This window comes from Parageobacillus galactosidasius, from assembly GCF_002217735.1.
Classification (GTDB): domain Bacteria; phylum Bacillota; class Bacilli; order Bacillales; family Anoxybacillaceae; genus Parageobacillus_B; species Parageobacillus_B toebii.
In genome coordinates, this window is record NZ_NDYL01000001.1 from 941314 (window position 1) to 958787 (window position 17474).

General features: G+C 42.3%; 16 protein-coding genes and 1 pseudogene. 15 read left to right on the plus strand and 2 right to left on the minus strand.

What is annotated here, in order from left to right:
- Window positions 1-117 precede the first annotated feature (117 nt).
- Window positions 118-1542: an amino acid permease gene (locus B9L23_RS05015; RefSeq protein ID WP_089096988.1), complete on the minus strand. Its 1425-nt coding sequence runs from the start codon at window positions 1540-1542 to the stop codon at window positions 118-120.
- A gap of 420 nt (window positions 1543-1962) precedes the next feature.
- On the opposite strand from B9L23_RS05015, the gene B9L23_RS05020 reads away from it, so the two are divergent.
- From B9L23_RS05020 to B9L23_RS19875, 15 genes and pseudogenes are all read left to right on the plus strand, one after another.
- Window positions 1963-3657, plus strand: coding sequence for a M3 family oligoendopeptidase (locus B9L23_RS05020; RefSeq protein WP_089097476.1), 1695 nt, complete (start codon window positions 1963-1965; stop codon window positions 3655-3657).
- Window positions 3658-3954: 297 nt separating this feature from the next.
- Entirely contained in the window at window positions 3955-4260 is a 306-nt protein-coding gene (locus B9L23_RS05025; protein ID WP_043903891.1) for a nucleotidyltransferase family protein, read from the plus strand.
- A 58-nt stretch (window positions 4261-4318) separates the two neighbouring features.
- Window positions 4319-4525, plus strand: a complete 207-nt coding sequence (locus B9L23_RS20885) for a HepT-like ribonuclease domain-containing protein (protein WP_245842291.1) — start codon at window positions 4319-4321, stop codon at window positions 4523-4525.
- Window positions 4526-4625: 100 nt separating this feature from the next.
- On the plus strand, window positions 4626-5144 hold the full coding sequence (locus tag B9L23_RS05035; RefSeq protein WP_062753657.1) for a GNAT family N-acetyltransferase: 519 nt from the start codon (window positions 4626-4628) through the stop codon (window positions 5142-5144).
- 128 nt (window positions 5145-5272) lie between these two features.
- A complete protein-coding gene (locus tag B9L23_RS05040) occupies window positions 5273-6001 on the plus strand; it encodes an ABC transporter ATP-binding protein (RefSeq protein WP_089096989.1) in 729 nt (242 codons plus the stop codon).
- Window positions 5998-7026 (plus strand): ABC transporter permease, encoded by a 1029-nt coding sequence (locus B9L23_RS05045; protein ID WP_089096990.1) that lies wholly within the window; start codon window positions 5998-6000, stop codon window positions 7024-7026. The genes B9L23_RS05040 and B9L23_RS05045 overlap by 4 nt, the downstream gene beginning before the upstream one ends.
- Before the next feature lie 12 nt (window positions 7027-7038).
- Window positions 7039-7707, plus strand: a complete 669-nt coding sequence (locus B9L23_RS05050) for a TetR/AcrR family transcriptional regulator (protein WP_081189234.1) — start codon at window positions 7039-7041, stop codon at window positions 7705-7707.
- A gap of 849 nt (window positions 7708-8556) precedes the next feature.
- Window positions 8557-9225, plus strand: coding sequence for a response regulator transcription factor (locus B9L23_RS05055; protein WP_081189233.1), 669 nt, complete (start codon window positions 8557-8559; stop codon window positions 9223-9225).
- Window positions 9222-10562: a sensor histidine kinase gene (locus tag B9L23_RS05060; RefSeq protein WP_081189232.1), complete on the plus strand. Its 1341-nt coding sequence runs from the start codon at window positions 9222-9224 to the stop codon at window positions 10560-10562. The genes B9L23_RS05055 and B9L23_RS05060 overlap by 4 nt, the downstream gene beginning before the upstream one ends.
- A gap of 114 nt (window positions 10563-10676) precedes the next feature.
- The gene (locus tag B9L23_RS05065; RefSeq protein WP_081189231.1) at window positions 10677-11588 is read left to right on the plus strand and encodes an ABC transporter ATP-binding protein; all 912 of its coding nucleotides are present in this window, start codon (window positions 10677-10679) and stop codon (window positions 11586-11588) included.
- Complete coding sequence (locus B9L23_RS05070) at window positions 11585-12304, plus strand: ABC transporter permease (protein WP_081189230.1); 720 nt, start codon at window positions 11585-11587, stop codon at window positions 12302-12304. The genes B9L23_RS05065 and B9L23_RS05070 overlap by 4 nt, the downstream gene beginning before the upstream one ends.
- On the plus strand, window positions 12305-13048 hold the full coding sequence (locus B9L23_RS05075; protein ID WP_089096991.1) for an ABC transporter permease: 744 nt from the start codon (window positions 12305-12307) through the stop codon (window positions 13046-13048).
- Between the two features lie 580 nt (window positions 13049-13628).
- Window positions 13629-14717, plus strand: a complete 1089-nt coding sequence (locus B9L23_RS05080; protein ID WP_223812121.1) for a hypothetical protein — start codon at window positions 13629-13631, stop codon at window positions 14715-14717.
- Between the two features lie 350 nt (window positions 14718-15067).
- Complete coding sequence (locus tag B9L23_RS05085; protein ID WP_081189227.1) at window positions 15068-15943, plus strand: AraC family transcriptional regulator; 876 nt, start codon at window positions 15068-15070, stop codon at window positions 15941-15943.
- 326 nt (window positions 15944-16269) lie between these two features.
- Window positions 16270-16533 (plus strand): annotated as a pseudogene (locus B9L23_RS19875) (hypothetical protein); the annotation flags it as partial.
- Between the two features lie 563 nt (window positions 16534-17096).
- Here the strand turns inward: B9L23_RS19875 and B9L23_RS05090 are convergent.
- Window positions 17097-17285, minus strand: a complete 189-nt coding sequence (locus B9L23_RS05090) for a hypothetical protein (RefSeq protein WP_081189226.1) — start codon at window positions 17283-17285, stop codon at window positions 17097-17099.
- Window positions 17286-17474 lie beyond the last annotated feature (189 nt).

Consider the following 17474-nt stretch of genomic DNA (forward strand, 5'->3'; position numbering starts at 1 on the left):
AGGAGATAATTTATGATGATCCCAGTTGGGGTGTCCAATCGCCATATTTTGTGAATGCTGTTCAAACGAACCGACATTGAACATTTTCCTGACAAGCTAGCTAGGACACCGTACTCATTATGCCGACATTTTTTGTGTTTCCTCTGATTGCTGTGCCGCTTTTTTCACTTGCGGATAGAAGAAGATGCCGCTTAGAAGCAGGATGACTCCAAGCATAAACGTTTTGATATCCGCGGTGCCGGCGATGATGACCCAGATGGAATAGATAGTCGCAAAAGCAGCGATCACCCCATCGATGATGCGGCCCCGCGCCGTCTCCTTGTACGTTTCGCCGGTCAGCGCCAGTTTCAATTGGAAGACAGAGGCGATAAAATACGGGACAAGATACGCCAATGTCGCAATGTAAATGACAAAGTCAAACGCCGCTGACATCGAGTTGGAAATCGTCGAAAAAATAAAGATTTGTGCTAATCCATTCGAAAGAACTAAAGAAAAGCTTGGCACTTTCTTTTTATTTTCCGTTAAAAATGCTGGAATAAACAGACCTTGTTTTGCCGCTTGATACGGCACTTCAGCGCTTAATAACACCCAACCGAGCGTGGAGCCGAGCAAGCTGATCAATCCTAGTCCGGCAAGAACGTAGCCGCCGCTTGGGCCTAAAATCGTGACAATGGCATCTACAAGCGGTTTTTCTGATTGAATGAGTTCTTTTTGCGGCAATACTCCCATGACAAGGATGCTAATGCCGATATAAATCGCAAGAGCAATCAACAAGCCAAGGATTGTCGCACGCTTGACATCGGCTTGTTTGCGCGCACGCGATGCAAAAACAATCGCTGATTCGACGCCGATAAACGCCCATAATGTCGATACAGCCGCATTCTTGATTTGACTTAATAATCCAATCGAATGCCCTGCATCATCATAACGCGGGGCAACAAACGAGCCAATGTTGCTTTTTTCAAACGCAAATAAAGCGATAATGATAAATAGGAAAAATCCGAGCACTTTTGCCGCGGTAGCGACAAAGTTTAGCTTTCCCGCGTCTTCGATGCCGCGCAAAATGATGAAATGCATTCCCCATAACAATGCGGTACATATAAGAAACGTCAACAAGTTCCCAAGCTTTACATCAAGAGAACCGATGGAAAATAACGTTTGTTTGCTTGTTAAAATTGGAAAAAACGTTGATAAATAGCTGGTAAACGTCGTAATAATCGCCACGTTGCCGGCAAAGTTGCCAATCCAATATCCCCATGAAGACATAAAGCCAGATAGGATCGAGATGTTCGAGCCTTTCGGAAACAATTCTTTCGCATAAATCTGCGGCCCGCCGTTTAGTTCCGGTTTGCGAATCGCCAAATTACCGAATACGAGCGCGGTCATTAATACACCGCCGCCCGTTAATAACCACGCGAAAATGACACCAAGCGGGCTTGCCGCTTCCGCTAGCGAGCGCGGCAGCATAAAAATTCCCGATCCCACCATATTTCCAACGACAAGCGCCGTTAATAACCATAATCCAAGTTTTTGCTGTTGCAAAGTGGATAGCTCCTTCCTGACGATAATTAAGTTTTAGCTTTTTTCGCAAAAAAATACACCCCAAAGTTTTCAACGGGTGCATGTGGCCATCCGCATCCAACTTCCAATCGATAGTGCTTCATCGTTTGTTGCAACGATGCATGTTCGGATACAGGCCCAGTCTACGGCGTCAGAGTCCGACGCAAACTTCGGCAACTTTCCTCATTGGCTCTTTGCGTCTCGTTTCTACAACTCTTGTTCATTGCAGCCTGTATCCCGTCTATGTGGATGAGAAAGAAAAAATATTCAATTGGTGTTATTATTATACGTTCTTTCGACAAATTTCGTCAACAACCTTTTGTAATCGAAAAAAAGGATTTTCCGTGTATGAATGGAATACAATCTAAGATAAGGAAAACGAGAGAAAAGGAAGGGATTGCGTTGAAATTTTCTGAGTTTCGTTATGAACGGCCGAATATCGAGAAGCTGAAAGCATCATTTCAACAGGCGCTGCAATCGTTCCAAAAGGCAAGCAACGCGGAAGAACAAAACGAGGCGATGAAGGAAATTAATAAGCTTCGCAACGATTTCAGCACGATGGCGCAAATTTGCTATATTCGCCATACGATTGATACGAACGATGAGTTTTATAAGCAGGAGCAAGACTTTTTCGATGAGGTCGAGCCAATTGTTAAAGGGCTTGTGAACGATTATTACCGTGCGCTTGTTTCGTCTCCGTTCCGTTCGCAGCTTGAAGAAAAATGGGGGAAACAGTTGTTTTCGCTCGCCGAGACAGAATTAAAAACGTATTCTCCGGACGTTGTGGAAGATCTGCAGCTCGAAAATAAGCTGACGAGCGAATATACGAAATTAGTCGCTTCGGCGAAAATTTTCTTTGAAGGGGAAGAACGGACGTTAGCGCAGCTGCAGCCGTTTGTCGAATCGCCGGACCGCGAGATGCGCAAGCGGGCGAGTGAGGCGCGTTTTGCCTTTTTCCAAGAACATGAGGAGAAGTTCGATGAAATTTACGATCAGCTTGTGAAAGTGCGCACCGCCATCGCGCAAAAGCTCGGATTTAAAAACTTCGTGGAACTCGGTTATGCCCGTCTTGGACGGACTGATTACAACGCCGAGATGGTTGCGAAATTCCGCAAACAAGTCGAAAAGCATATCGTTCCAATTGCTGTGAAGCTTCGCGAGCGGCAGCGGGCGCGCATCGGTGTCGAGAAGCTGAAATATTTTGATGAAGCGTTTGTTTTTCCAACCGGCAATCCAACGCCAAAAGGGGACGCAAACTGGATTATTGAAAACGGGAAAAAGATGTACGAAGAACTGTCACCGGAAACAGGCGAGTTTTTCCGGTATATGATCGATCATGAACTAATGGACCTCGTTGCGAAAAAAGGAAAAGCAGGCGGCGGCTATTGCACCTATATCGAAAACTATAAAGCGCCGTTTATTTTCTCGAACTTTACCGGCACATCCGGAGACATCGACGTGCTTACCCATGAGGCGGGGCACGCATTTCAAGTGTACGAAAGCCGCCATTTCGAAATTCCGGAATACATCTGGCCGACCTTGGAGGCATGCGAAATTCATTCGATGAGCATGGAATTTTTCACATGGCCGTGGATGAAGTTATTCTTCGGGGAAGATGCGGAAAAATATAAATTCTATCATTTGAGCGATGCTTTATTATTTTTGCCGTATGGCGTAGCGGTGGACGAATTTCAGCATTTTGTATACGAAAATCCGAACGCGACGCCGGCGGAACGGAAGCAAGCATGGCGGAAGATTGAAAAGAAATATATGCCGACACGAGACTATGACGGCAACGATTATTTAGAACGCGGCGGCTTTTGGCAGCGGCAAAGCCATATTTATACGAACGCATTCTACTATATCGACTATACACTTGCGCAAATTTGCGCGTTCCAATTTTGGAAACGTTCGCGTGAAAACTATAAAGAGGCGTGGAATGATTATTTGACATTATGCCGTCAAGGCGGAAGCAAGCCGTTTACCGAATTGGTCCGCGCCGCCAACCTCATTTCGCCGTTTGAAGACGGATGCGTTCAATCGGTGGTTGGTGAGATCGAGGGATGGTTGAATAGTGTTGACGATCAGAGCTTATAGATGGAAATAATAGTTAAGGGGGGAAGAAATCAAGCGAGATTTCTTCCTTATCTTTTAGGAAAAATATAATGGGAGGTGTAGACCTGGTTACTAAAATCGTTGTTGTGTACTGACCGATGGAAGGAATGGTGCACGACAGGTGCCGCCGCTAACAGCGAGCCACGGGGTGTCTTTCACAGCAGGTGAGACATTAGGATTCTCTTCCTGATGGAACTCAGGTGTTTCCTGAGCGGCAAGCTGTTTTGCTGGTTCCATCGCGATGAGTCGATTTTTATGATTTTAGTAGCCGGGAAAACTATGTTGTCAAAAGAAGAAATCCTTCGTTTTTTATCACAAAATTTTCGATTATTAAAAGAAAACTACGGAGTCAAACGTATCGGCGTTTTTGGATCTTATAGCAGAAATGAACAAACAGCTGACAGCGATATAGACATTTTGGTGGAGTTTGAGCCTTCCGCCATCACATTTGACCATTATATGGATTTAAAAATTTTCTTAGAAGATCATTTTCATAAACCGGTCGACCTAGTGATACTGGATGACATTAAACCTGCGTTAAAACCATATATATTGGAGGATGTTCAATATGCCGAGGGAGCCTAAGGTTTTTTTGCAATATATTCTTATGGCGATCGATAAAATCTAAAAGTATACGAAAAATATGGATTATGAATCTTTTTTAGATAATGAACTTGTATGTGATGCGGTTATTAAAAACATATTGGTGATTGGTGAAGCGACGAAAAACATTCCACAAGAAATAAGGCAGAAGAATTCACAGATTGAGTGGAGAAAGATAGCAGGTGTGCGTGATATGATGATCCACGGCTATTTTTCTGTCAATTACCGTATCGTTTGGGTGTGGTAACCAATAAAATTCCAGTACTTAAGCAGGATATTGAGAAATTGTTAAATGATACAAATATGTAGTGAACGGAGCAAATATAGTACGAATTGGGGGAAGGGGCATGAATGTTCGCAAAGCAACGCTCGATGATGCGCACGCCATCGCCATCGTGCATGTCGAAAGCTGGAAAACGACATATGAAGGGATTGTGCCTGCGGAGTATTTGGCGCAATTAAGCGTAAGCGAAAAAGAACAGCTTTGGAAAAGAGGATTGCAGCAACAGAAGCATTATATTTTTGTCGTTGAAGAAGATGGAAACGTATGCGGATTTATTTCCGGAGGTAAAAACCGCTCCACACAAGGAAAAGAAGCGGAGTATGAAGGGGAAATATACGCGATTTATTTGTTGAAAGAAGCGCAAGGGAAAGGATACGGAACGAAGCTTGTCAAAGCGCTAGTGGATGATTTTCAACGTGATGGGATTCGTTCTATGGTCGTGTGGGTGCTTGCCGATAATCCGTCGCGCCGATTTTACGAGAGGCTAGGAGGCGAGAAAATCGCTGAGGAAGTCGTTGATATCGGTGGGAAAAAGCTGACGGAATGGTGCTATGGATGGAAAAGCATTGAATATTTCGCATAAAATAAGCTGCCTAGGCGAAAGGCAGCTTTAAAAATATCATTCAATAAGTGATTACTCACTTCAAAATATAGGCAATATCATATAAAATATAAGTGAGTAATCACTCACTATAAAAGGAGGAAGAACTTGTGTCCGGGAAGCCGTGTATTCGTATGGAACATGTTTCGAAGCGTTTTGGGAAAAAGACGGTTATTGAAGACGTATCGCTTGACGTATACGGAGGAGAAATTTTCGGGATGCTTGGACCTTCGGGAGCGGGAAAAACGACGATTGTCAAAATGATTGCCGGCATTGACGAAGCTACTCATGGAACCATTCATGTGTTAAATACGAAGATGCCGAATCTTCAAGTGATGAAGCGAATCGGTTTTATGGCACAGTCCGATGCGTTATATGGCGAATTAACGGCATTAGAAAATTTGCAGTTTTTCGCTTCGATTTATGGGCTAAAAGGAAAAAAGCAAAAAGAACGCATTTATGACGTGATGGAGCTTGTCAATCTGACAGACCATATCAAAAAGCCCGTCCATCAATATTCGGGAGGAATGAAACGGCGGTTGTCGCTGGCGATATCTTTGCTGCATGAACCGGAGGTACTGCTTTTAGACGAGCCGACGGTTGGCATTGATCCTGTGCTTCGTCAGGCAATTTGGGAGGAACTAGACAGAATCCGCCAAAATGGAACAACGATTGTAGTGACAACCCATGTCATGGATGAAGCCGAGAAATGCCAGCGCCTCGCCATGATTCGCGATGGCCGTCTTATTGCCGTCGGAAGTCCGGCAGAGTTAAAGAAAGAGACGGGCTCACAAACTATTGAACAAGCATTTTTATATTTTGGAGGTGCACGGCAATGAGAGTTTGGGCCATTGTGGTACGCATCATCCGCCAGTTTTTCCGTGATAAACGAACGCTTGCGTTAATGATTGTGGCTCCCATGTTTGTGCTATTTTTAATGAATCTTGTGTTTAATGGAGAGGAGTATAAACCAGCGATTGCCGTTAATAAAAACGTTCCGGAAATTGTTGTGGAGAAGTTAGCGAAATACGATGCTGATGTTAAAGAACTTACGAAAGCAACAGCTCGTAAACAGCTAGAAAAACAGCAAATTGATGCATTTATCGAAATGGATGAAGGAGCACCGGAAATTACGTTAGAAGAAAGCGATCCTACTGTTAATAAAGCGGTGCTTATGACTGTGCAAAAAGCGCTTCAAGAATTAGCTCCGCAAACACGATCGTTGCAATTGAAAACAACGTACTTGCACGGTTCAGAAGATATGGCGCTATTTGATAATTTCGGTCCTGTGTTAATTGGTTTTTTCGTTTTCTTTTTCGTCTTCTTAATCGCCGGTGTTTCTTTCCTCCGCGAACGTACGGGAGGAACGCTCGAACGCTTGCTGGCGACACCGCTTCGACGCTTTGAAATCGTCGCTGGCTATATTATTGGATTTGGTTTATTTACGACATTGCAAGCGAGCTTGATTGCTTGGTTTGCTGTTGATATTCTTGACATGATGATGGAAGGTTCTTTCCTTTACGTGTTATTGATTACGTTTTTATTGGCGATGACCGCGTTAACATTAGGAACGCTGCTGTCCGCTTTTGCGAATAATGAACTGCAAATGATGCAGTTTATCCCGCTTGTCGTTGTACCGCAAATTTTCTTCTCTGGCTTGTTTAATTTAGATACGATGGCCGAATGGCTTCGTTCGTTAAGCGTGGTCATGCCGCTGACGTATGGAGCGGATGCGCTTCGGGAAATTATGATCCGCGGCAATGGCTGGAACGAAATTGCCAAAGACGTATATGTTTTACTTGGTTTTGCTGTATTGTTTATGATATTAAATGTAGTAGCATTAAAAAAATATCGAAAATTGTAAGGAGTATAAAGAATGAACGAGCAGCAGTGGCTGAAAGAACTGTTGAAGCTAAATGAGGAAGATGTGAAGCTTAGTGAAAAACAAATCAAAATTTTAGAAGCGGCGATTGAAATGTTCGCCGAAAAAGGCTATGCGGCCACTTCGACAAGCGAAATCGCCAAGAAGGCGGGCGTGGCGGAAGGGACGATTTTCCGCCATTATAAAACGAAAAAGGATTTGCTGCTGGCGATTGTCACTCCGACGCTATTTCAATCCGTCGCCCCATTTTTAGCAAAAGAGTTTGTCAAAGAAGTGTTCGATAGTCAGTATCAAAGCTATGAAGAGTTCATCCGCGTTCTTTTGAAAAACCGCTATGAATTTGTGAAAAAATACTTGCCGGCGATCCGCGTTTTCTGGCAGGAAATCGCGTTTCATGAGGAGATTAAGGAACAGCTTCAGCGCGTTTTTACGGTACACGTATATCAAAAATTTAAGAAAATTGTGGAATATTTTCAAACGAAAGGAGAAATTGCCGCAATTCCCGTTGATTCGGTCATCCGCATGACGATCACGACGATTGCCGGATTTTTGGTGACGCGGTTTATCGTGTTGCCGGATTATGAATGGGATGATGAAGCGGAAATGGAACGGACGATTCAGTTTTTAATGAACGGTCTTGCGAAAAAAACGCCTAATTCTTAGTGAACATAAACCTTTATCTAGTGCTAATCATGTATATAAAATAAGACCGAAGTGCTGCAACAATTCCGGTCATGCATAGACGGTTCCCTTCAGGGGAGCGGCAGTAGGACGGGAATCATCCACCCAATTCGTCAGTTCAAGGGTGGATGATTTTTTGGTTGTGAGACAGTGTCGAAACGACTAATCTATTTACGGATGTCAGCTGGCGTGACGTAATCGCCCGGATGAATATGTAAATATTCAAGTTGTTCGTAAGGAGATGATCTTGTTAGGGGAAGCTCCTTTTTCCTTAAGGTAGGTGGTATACTCATTTGGCATCTTTCCCACCCTTTGACTTATACGGTGAGTTTGGAAAGGCACCATTAAAGCATATTCGGTTAAAAAATAGCATTATATGACAAGTATATTACGAAAAAGGCGAGATTGTTGGATATATAATTTAAATTATATGTCTAGTAAAAATTAATTAATAGGTTGCATTAGCAATTGTCCTATCAAACGAATTTTTTATAAAATTTCACTCTACTACTTCTAATTCATGGTCTGCAAAGCCACGATATTGTTTAATCTTGTTCACTTATTGGCTAAAGCAGGGTTTTCCAAAGGTGTTTGTACTTTAACACTTTCTGGCTTAATAGCACTACCAACTAAAACTAATCCTTGCATAATCTCATTACCTCTCTACTTAGTAAAGAATTACAAAGCATTAAAATAACAACGACAAAAAAATAAGAGTGTTTAATCCCTTATTTTACAACAATGCGACAAACAAGTAGAAAGGGATTAACCACGTCAAACAAGTATTGGTTAATATAGAGTTAAGATTATGAAAGAAAGTGAGGGAGAACGTTGGAACGAGTTTTATACATAGAAGATGAACAGGAAATCGGCCGTTGGGTGACCATGAACCTTACGGAACGTGGGCATCATGTGACTTGGCTTCGGTCCGGAGAAGAGGTCGAAAAGCACATTGCCCATTGCGACCTTGTCATTTTGGATGTGATGCTGCCGGGTCTGGACGGCTTTTCCATCGGCAAACGGATTAAAAAGGAGCATCCACATCTGCCAATTTTGATGCTTTCAGCGCGGACTGCCATCGAGGACAAAGTGGAAGGATTGAGTTTCGCCGATGATTATCTGACCAAGCCGTTCCACCCCGATGAGTTGGCCGCCCGTGTGGAGGTTTTGCTCCGGCGCTTCAACAAAAATGATGAAATCCTGAAACTGAAGCATTTGACCATCCATACAAAGGATATGCGCATCATCAATCATGAAACGGGGGAAGAAATCCTGTTGACAGGAAAACAATATCAAATTTTTCAATACTTCCTTCGTCATCTCAATCAAATTTTGACAAAGGAGCAGTTATATGAGGGTGTTTGGGGTGAACCTTATATTGAAGGGGATAAAACATTGATGGTGCACATCCGTTATCTTCGCGAAAAACTGGAAAAAGATCCAAAAAATCCGGAAATCATTGAAACGATCCGGGGGATCGGTTATCGGGTGAGAAAATGAAAAGAGTAAAAAGATTGCGGTCGCTTACGGCAAAGTATATGGCCATTATTTTAACCGCCCTGTTTTTCATCAACTTCCTTATCATCGGAACTAGCCTCTTGGTCTTCAATGTCTATGACCATAAAGATCCGGAAACGTTGCAGATCGAAAAAGCCTGGCACGAGGATGCCCGCAGTCTCAAAAACCCCGGAAGCGAAGACATCAACCGAATGTTTGAAGAGTGGCAAAACCGTTATCCGAAAGCGCGCTTGTTTTGGGTGGACGGAAAAGGCCGGCTCGCCGCTGGGAGAAACCTTGCTGCGGATATTCCGAAACATTGGAATGCCGCCTATACCGCCAACTTCATCAAGGCGCGTTATGACAATGACCCCTTTACGGTCATTGCCTTTCCACAAAATGATGCATCCTATGGATTCGTCGTTTTTGAAATTGAGAGGAAGCTGCTTCAACCCGCATTTACCGAAGTGAACACCGATTTTATGTATTTCATCGTTCCCGCGGGAATCGTGTTATTTGTGACCGTATCGTATTTGTTTTTCTTGGGGATCCGCAAACGTCTCCTTTATTTGCAACATGCCATGGAGATACGGAACGTGGACGGATTACCGGTGTCCATCACGGTGAGAAAACAGGATGAAATCGGCCAACTGGAGATGGCCTTCAACCAAATGGTGAATGAGCTCCGAGAAAGCCGGAAACGGGAAGAAGCGGAGGAACAGCTGCGGAAAGAACTGATCGCCAATCTGTCCCATGATTTGCGTACGCCGCTTACCAAAATCCGGGCGCATGCCTATACATTGGGGAAAGAGGCTTTAACTCCATTGGCAAGACAAGCGGTGGACACGATCGAACAGTCGGTTGCGAAAATGGACCGATTGATCGAGAATTTGATGGCGTATACACTTTTAAACGCCAAAAAATTGAAATATGAACCGGCTCCGACGGATGTGGTCCGGCTTGCCCGTTCCTTTATCGCCAACTGGTATACGGTTTTTGAAAAAGAAGGTTTTTCTATAGATGTCCAGCTGGATGATTTGGAACAAAAACATTGGAACGTCGATCCACTTTGGATGGAACGGATTTTTGACAATTTGTTTCAAAATGTCATCCGCCACGCCAAGGACGGAAAATATATCGGGCTGAAAACGGAAAGAACTGATTCTTATGACGCATTGGTCGTGCTTGACCGCGGCAAAGGGTTCCGGCACAAAAGCTCCGAAAAAGGGGCGGGGGTCGGGCTTGCCATCGTGGATTTGATGGTGAAGAAGATGGGGCTGGACTGGAAAATCGAATCATCGGAAACCGGGACAGTCGTAAAAATCATTCATTATAGATAAAGCCGGGGAAGGAATCCATTTCCTTTCCTTTTTTGTTTTTAAACAAATTTTAAACTGTCTCGACACCTCGTTTTAACCTTCTATTCCTATGATGTTATTGCGAGGTGATGGAAGATGGAATATATCGTCGAAACTCATAATCTGACGAAACGATTTGGAGAGGAGATCGCCGTGAGTGCCCTGAACCTGAAAATTCCCAAAGGGGAAGTATACGGGTTTTTGGGCCCAAACGGAGCAGGGAAATCGACGACTCTCCGAATGCTTCTAGGTCTCATGAGACCAACAGCTGGATCGATCCGGATTTTTGGCAGAGACTTAAAAAAAGATCGGATTTCGATTCTTCGGAATATCGGATCATTGGTAGAAAGCCCGTCTTATTACTCCCACTTGACCGCCTATGAAAATTTGGAAGCCATGCGGAAAATCTTGGGCTCTCCCAAAGAGAAAATTGACGAAGTCCTGGAGCTTGTTCGCCTGAGTAAAGCAACCGACAAAAAGGTAAAAGGCTTTTCTCTTGGGATGAAACAACGGTTGGGGATTGCGATGTCATTGTTGAACGATCCAAAATTGCTGATTCTGGATGAGCCGACAAACGGCCTCGACCCTTCGGGAATCATTGAGATGCGGAATTTAATCAAGCGTTTACCGAAAGAAAAAGACATGACCGTGCTGATTTCAAGCCACTTGCTTTCTGAAATCGATCAAGTTGCGACCTATGTCGGTGTCATTTCGAAGGGGAAGCTGATTTTCCAAGATTCCATTAAAGCAATGCGCAAAAAAGCCCAACTGAAAATCCGATTAAAGGTGAGTGACGCCAACAATGCATACCGTTATTTGCTGGCAAAAGGAATAAAAACGGACTATAAGGATAACATCATTTATTTGTATGAACAGTCAGATGAAGCGATCGCCGCAGTGGTCGAAATCCTCGTGAATGAAGGATACTCGGTTTACCGGGTAGAAGAAGAACATCAATCACTGGAAGACATTTTCCTAGAGATGACCGCAGGTGGTGACGACAGATGATCGCGAAACTGCTTGCGACCGATTTTTTGAAAATCAAACGGAAAGGATTATGGTTTTTGACCGTCCTAGGTCCATTTGGTGTCGTCCTGCTGCAGTGGTTCAATTACGAGCTCGTCCCCGGCAGGAGAGAATGGCTCCTTCAAAGAAGCGATGATGACTGGCTGTTTTATTTGCACAATGTCAACAGTTTCACACCGCCGGCACTGGTGCTTGGGATCACCATTTTGACATCCCTTTCAGTCAGTATCGAAAATGAAACAAATGCTTGGAAGCAACTTGTCGCCTTGCCGGTATCGAAAATGGGAGTGTTTTTGGCCAAATTCACGGTATTGGCGTTCTTGTTGGCTGTCGCTTCGGTTCTATTATTCTTTTTCACATTGCTTCTAGGTATTTATTTGGATCTCGGTTCTGCCATACCGTACGTGGAAATCGCCAAATTCAGCTTCTACCCGTATTTTGCATCGTTTCCTTTGTTGGCTTTGCACCTTTGGGTAGCAACCATAAGCAATAATCAGGGGATTCCGATCTCTCTCGGAGTGGTTGGATTTTTGTTTGCCACATACAGTTTTAAGTTGCCGGATTGGCTGCCATGGAAGTGGCCATCGTTGCAAAACCAATGGGATGAACCGCTCGTCAATGTCGCTTTAGGCATTTGTGTCGGTATCGTCCTTTATATCGCCGGGATGCTGGATTTTGCTCGAAGGGATGTGAAATAAATGATTTCTCTTTTGCAGTCGGAGTGGTTTAAGTTAAGAAAATCTAAATTCGTCTTTGCCGCCATTTTGCTTGGTCCATTCATTACGTTTTTCTATGCACTGACGCTCCAGCCGGACAAATTCGGATTCGAAAAAACATTTTTATGGGATTTTTTGATCACGTTTACTACGCTTCTTTACGCCTTATATTTTTTGCCGCTCGCAACCGGCATTTTGGCTGGCCTCATCTGCCGGTACGAACATCAAAGCGGGGGGTGGAAGCAACTGTCGACCATGCCGGTGACAAGAACCCGGGTATTTCTCGCCAAATATATGATCCTCGTCCTCATCGCCTTGGCCATTCAACTGCTCTATTTGCTTGCTATTTGGACTTCTGGAGTGCTGAAGGAGGCCGATGGGCCGTTTCCTATGATGCTCCTTTGGAAAAGCATTTTTGGCGGCTGGATCGCGACATTCCCGCTTCTTGCTTTGCAATTGTGGATGTCGATGCTTTTTAAAAGTTTCGCCGCGCCCTTTGCCGTGAACGTCATTTTCACTTTGCCGGCCATTTTGGCGGTAAACTCAGAAAAATTCGGACCGTTATACCCTTGGGCACAGCCATTCTTGATGATGTATGTATCCGGAGATGCAAAAAATGATACATTCTTTGTCCCATGGGAACAAGTCTTAACAGTGGCCGGCGGCAGCTTCCTCATTTTCTTCTTTGGCGGTCTATTGTATTTCCGGCGAAAAGAAAATATCTAAAAACAGCCTTGGACCCGTGTCCCTTGTTTGGGGCGGATTTCCCTCCTGACCGATGAGGTGTTGGTAAAGCACCGTCACGGGCATGTGGGAATTTTTTTGGTTCTGGTGCAAAGATAATTTACAAAAAACGTAGGACATGAATTCCCTGCTAACTTACGGATTATGATACAATGCCAAACATATTGTGCTAGATAGTGTGGAAATCATTATCCCTCCAACTATAGCAATTGTCATTATAGAATTAGCAGTACAAGCAATATAAATTTGTAGACAAAAAAATAAACAAAGAGGAAATGGGGAATAGCCCTGTTAACAAAAGCATCCCTATTTCCTTTTTGTTTATTCATAAATAGTCAGGTTTTACAACACCATCATATTATGTCATCATAAGAGAGAATTATATTAAAATTGGAAAAAATGATGAAGAACGTTGACAGCATGTGAATGATTCCTTGAGTTTATCGGAAAGTCCATCCTTATTCACCTTTATTTATTAACTATCGAAAAAATTAAACCAGCTGCATGGCTTCCGAATCCAAAAGAATGGCGGTGAACCGATTTGGAGAAAAAGAGGAAAACATTGATTGCTGTATCAAGCGTGGTCGGAGGGTTTCTCGCAGCGCTGCTTCTCTTGTTTCTCGCCCTTGTCTTTCTTTTGATAAAAGGCATTCAGGAAATCGGGGACGACTTTGGCTATTCCAACGAAAAAATTTTAACATACATAAAGGAAAAACACGGAATAGAAGTGGCAGTCATCCGGGAAGCAGAACCTAACAAAGGCGTTCCAGGTTTTGAAGACGCGCGGGTTCGGACCACGGACGGCACGGATCTGGAATTCGATGTAAACATCAACATGTTTGGGAAAATATCCGGCAACAATTATGAGAATGTCAAAAAGCGATATGAACTCGATCAGAAGTATGCGGATTCCAGATTTTTTAAGGAGCTGCGGGAATTGGGGTTTACTCAAATCACATTCGGTCATAAACCGGAAGATCCTCCGTTGTACTTGGAGCTTCCCGAAGATCGGAAACTGGCGGATTCGGATACATTCCGCATGCTTTACGAAGCGCTTCCCGTTTTGAAAAACCTGCAGAATGATTTATCCGAAAACGGGACCGATTACTATATTGACACCATTTCTGTAAATGGGGCCGCTTTATCCTTATATGGAAACTATGAATCACCCGAAGATCTCGGCAATCAATGGGCAGCGGACAATATCGACCTGTTTGATGATTCTTTCATCGAACAAGACATAGCGAAAACAGCCAACATCCTGCCGGCCCTAAAATGCCTCGGGTTCAACCCGGAAAGCAGCAAACCGGAACTCGAATGTGTGGAAATGATCCAGTACAACCGGTGCCATGCCTATTCCATGACCCTTTTGACCGAAGACCAATATGGCAATGGCATGCAACTGCGCTATGACCGCACTGAAGATAGAGAAAAAATTTTCGCAGCCATCCAGCTCATTCGCGCGGTGGATCTTCCCATCGAGAAAATAGCCATTGACCATGTTTATGTCCCCGATGACCCAAAACAACAACTTCATTCGGAAGAAGAACTGAAACAACGGGGCGAACAAGTAAATTTCGCCTATCAGACCGTGGAAGTCATGAACTTGGAACATATTGAAACAGCGGAGGAGATTGTTTTTTTCTACTAAATCAATACCTGCTCTGATTCTCCAAATTAGAAAAACATCCGATTTTCAGATGGACCTAAATCAAATCGCTTCTTTCAATTCTTACGTTGCGGATTCCTATTAAGGAAATCCGCATATTTTTTATCCTTGATATTTGCATCCAGCAGCCCCTTTCCCTTTTAATAAGAGACTGCTGAATATACCTCTTTCTCAATGAAATCATTCCTTTGAAACATCAATATAGTTTTGGTGCAAACTATATACTAATTTGCACGAATATTAAGATGAAACCCTACATAAGTGTGCATGAAATGTCGGAAGTTTTTTTTCGACTTCTGTTATTCTATTGATAAAGAAAGGAGGGAAGCGAAATGGATTTTCTTAAAAATATGAATGAAGCAGTAAAGTATATTGAAGAAAATCTTACAAACGATATAGATTTTAAAGAAGTGGCAAGGAGGGCATTTTGCTCAGAATATCATTTTAGAAGGATGTTTTCCTTTCTTACGGGCATTACGCTATCGGAATACATCCGCCGCAGACGCCTTACTCTTGCAGCATTTGAGCTGAAAGATAGCAATGTAAAGGTCATTGACATTGCGATGAAATACGGGTACAACTCACCAGATTCTTTTACAAGAGCTTTTCAAAACTTGCATGGTATAACACCGTCCGAAGCTAGAAATAATGGCCATTCACTCAAAGCCTATCCACGAATAACCTTCCATTTATCCATTAAAGGAGGAAATGAAATGAACTATCGAATTGTAGAAAAAGAGGCATTTCGCATTGTTGGTATTAAGAAAAGAGTTCCTATCATTTTCAAAGGGGTTAATCCAGAAATTGCTTCTATGTGGAAAAGCTTAGATGATGAAAAGATCAATAAACTTAAAAAGCTCTCTAATGTCGAGCCTTTAGGACTGATTCAAGCATCCACGAACTTTTCTGAAGGCAGAATGGAGGAAAAAGGGGAGCTTGATCATTATATTGGAGTGGCAACGACTAAGGAGTGCCCAGATGAACTAACACAACTTGAAGTTCCCGCCTCAACATGGGCTGTATTCGAAGCAATCGGACCATTTCCTGATACACTACAAGATGTATGGGGACGCATTTATTCCGAATGGTTTCCAACCTCAAACTATGAACAAACAGAAGGTCCAGAAATTTTATGGAATGCAGATAAAGATGTAAGCTCACCAACATTTAAAAGTGAAATATGGATTCCTGTGAAAGAGAAACTATAATAAAGTTTTAAAATCCTTTCTTTAAAATGCAACATAATGGATATTATCTTTCATTTAAAAATACTGAGAATTCACAAACAAAAAGCTCTCTGACTGATTAATATCAGAGAGCTTTTTATACGATTCATTCAGTTTTCAATCGCCTTTTCTGAAAAGATCCGATACTTTTTGTAATCAACGGTGATAAAATTCCCAATAACAGCGGTTTAAAATTCCCCAAAAATAACAGATAATCGTTTCGAAACAACATCTTAGATGGAGTGGAGAAACGATGCTGAAGATAGGGGGAGTTTTTTATGATTCGATAGTTATATCAGAAAGGCTGGACTCAAACAGCGATTGCCAAAGAAACAGGTTTTGATCGGAAAACCATTCGTAAGTATCTAAAGGGGGACAAGCTTCCAGAACGTAAAGTCAGTGAGAAAAAAAGAAAAAGCAAACTAGATCCTTATAAAAGCTATCTTCTTCAACGAATACAAGAAGGTACGATGAATTGCGTTGTTCTCTTTGAGGAGACTCAAGCAATTTTAGTTTGTAATAAAGTAATTCACAACTTTAAACTCCTTCTTTGGTATCGCAAATTCTTTTAATTGCACAAATGATCCCAAATTAAATCTCGAGACTACTCCACCTATCTTTTCAGTTCATATCTATTAAGCATATATATTGTGTTTCATATAAATCATGAACCGATATGTTCTAGATTCGAGCTTCCTTTATTAGTATTAGATACTAAAGCATCTGGCGCACAAAGTTCCGACTTTTCCAGAGATAGAGCTCCTCTGGATGAAAATAGATTCTATTACGCATACAATTGAAATATACGAACTCGTAATAAGAAACGAAAGGATGTGCAGAAGCCGGCTTCTGCTTTGAAATAATTCCTCTATATTAAAAGGAATTGAAAACAATAAATGAGAATGATAGTAGTCATCAAATTGGAGAATACTTAATGTCAAGCCTGTAATGAACTGTTAATAATATTCCTGACGAAGCAAAATTGTTTTTTGATTTCTAAAACGCTTGTAAATAAAATAGGCGTGACATACACAGAAAATAATTTTGGCGACCTTATAAAAAAGGATTTCGCAAAAATCGATGGATGAAATGAGATTAGAGTTATATTGCGGAAAAATGCTAAAAAGACATTCTCTTACTTTTGGTTTTTAACTTCATCTGAACTCTTTTGCTCTTTCATTGAAAAGACTAGCCTGCCCAATCCACCTGCTACAAACAAAATTAGAAACCATGTCGAGTTTTCCTTGAAAAACTCAATTCCAACATACCTACCAATTGTACCTAGCGCTCCTATCAAAAACACGATATCTAATAAGAACTTCATTAGAATCCTCCATTCTCATTATTAATATCTCACTAATAGCTTAATTTTTAAAATCGTTGTTATTAACTTATGGTCAAAAAAAACAATTTCTCTAGCTATTCATAAGTTTATTAATTAAGAAAACAAGCTGCGTCGTTAGATTTTTCCTCATGTGTGTTTTTTGTAAGTAATAAATGGTTCTTAAGCAGT

Excerpts from the sequence above, each read along its gene's own strand:
- B9L23_RS05025 (WP_043903891.1), top strand. The coding sequence starts at position 3,955 with ATGTTGTCAAAAGAAGAAATCCTTCGTTTTTTATCACAAAATTTTCGA.
- B9L23_RS20885 (WP_245842291.1), top strand. The coding sequence starts at position 4,319 with ATGGATTATGAATCTTTTTTAGATAATGAACTTGTATGTGATGCGGTT.
- B9L23_RS05035 (WP_062753657.1), top strand. The coding sequence starts at position 4,626 with ATGAATGTTCGCAAAGCAACGCTCGATGATGCGCACGCCATCGCCATC.
- B9L23_RS05045 (WP_089096990.1), top strand. The coding sequence starts at position 5,998 with ATGAGAGTTTGGGCCATTGTGGTACGCATCATCCGCCAGTTTTTCCGT.
- B9L23_RS05050 (WP_081189234.1), top strand. The coding sequence starts at position 7,039 with ATGAACGAGCAGCAGTGGCTGAAAGAACTGTTGAAGCTAAATGAGGAA.
- B9L23_RS05060 (WP_081189232.1), top strand. The coding sequence starts at position 9,222 with ATGAAAAGAGTAAAAAGATTGCGGTCGCTTACGGCAAAGTATATGGCC.
- B9L23_RS05065 (WP_081189231.1), top strand. The coding sequence starts at position 10,677 with ATGGAATATATCGTCGAAACTCATAATCTGACGAAACGATTTGGAGAG.
- B9L23_RS05070 (WP_081189230.1), top strand. The coding sequence starts at position 11,585 with ATGATCGCGAAACTGCTTGCGACCGATTTTTTGAAAATCAAACGGAAA.
- B9L23_RS05075 (WP_089096991.1), top strand. The coding sequence starts at position 12,305 with ATGATTTCTCTTTTGCAGTCGGAGTGGTTTAAGTTAAGAAAATCTAAA.
- B9L23_RS05085 (WP_081189227.1), top strand. The coding sequence starts at position 15,068 with ATGGATTTTCTTAAAAATATGAATGAAGCAGTAAAGTATATTGAAGAA.
- B9L23_RS05090 (WP_081189226.1), bottom strand. The coding sequence starts at position 17,285 with ATGAAGTTCTTATTAGATATCGTGTTTTTGATAGGAGCGCTAGGTACA.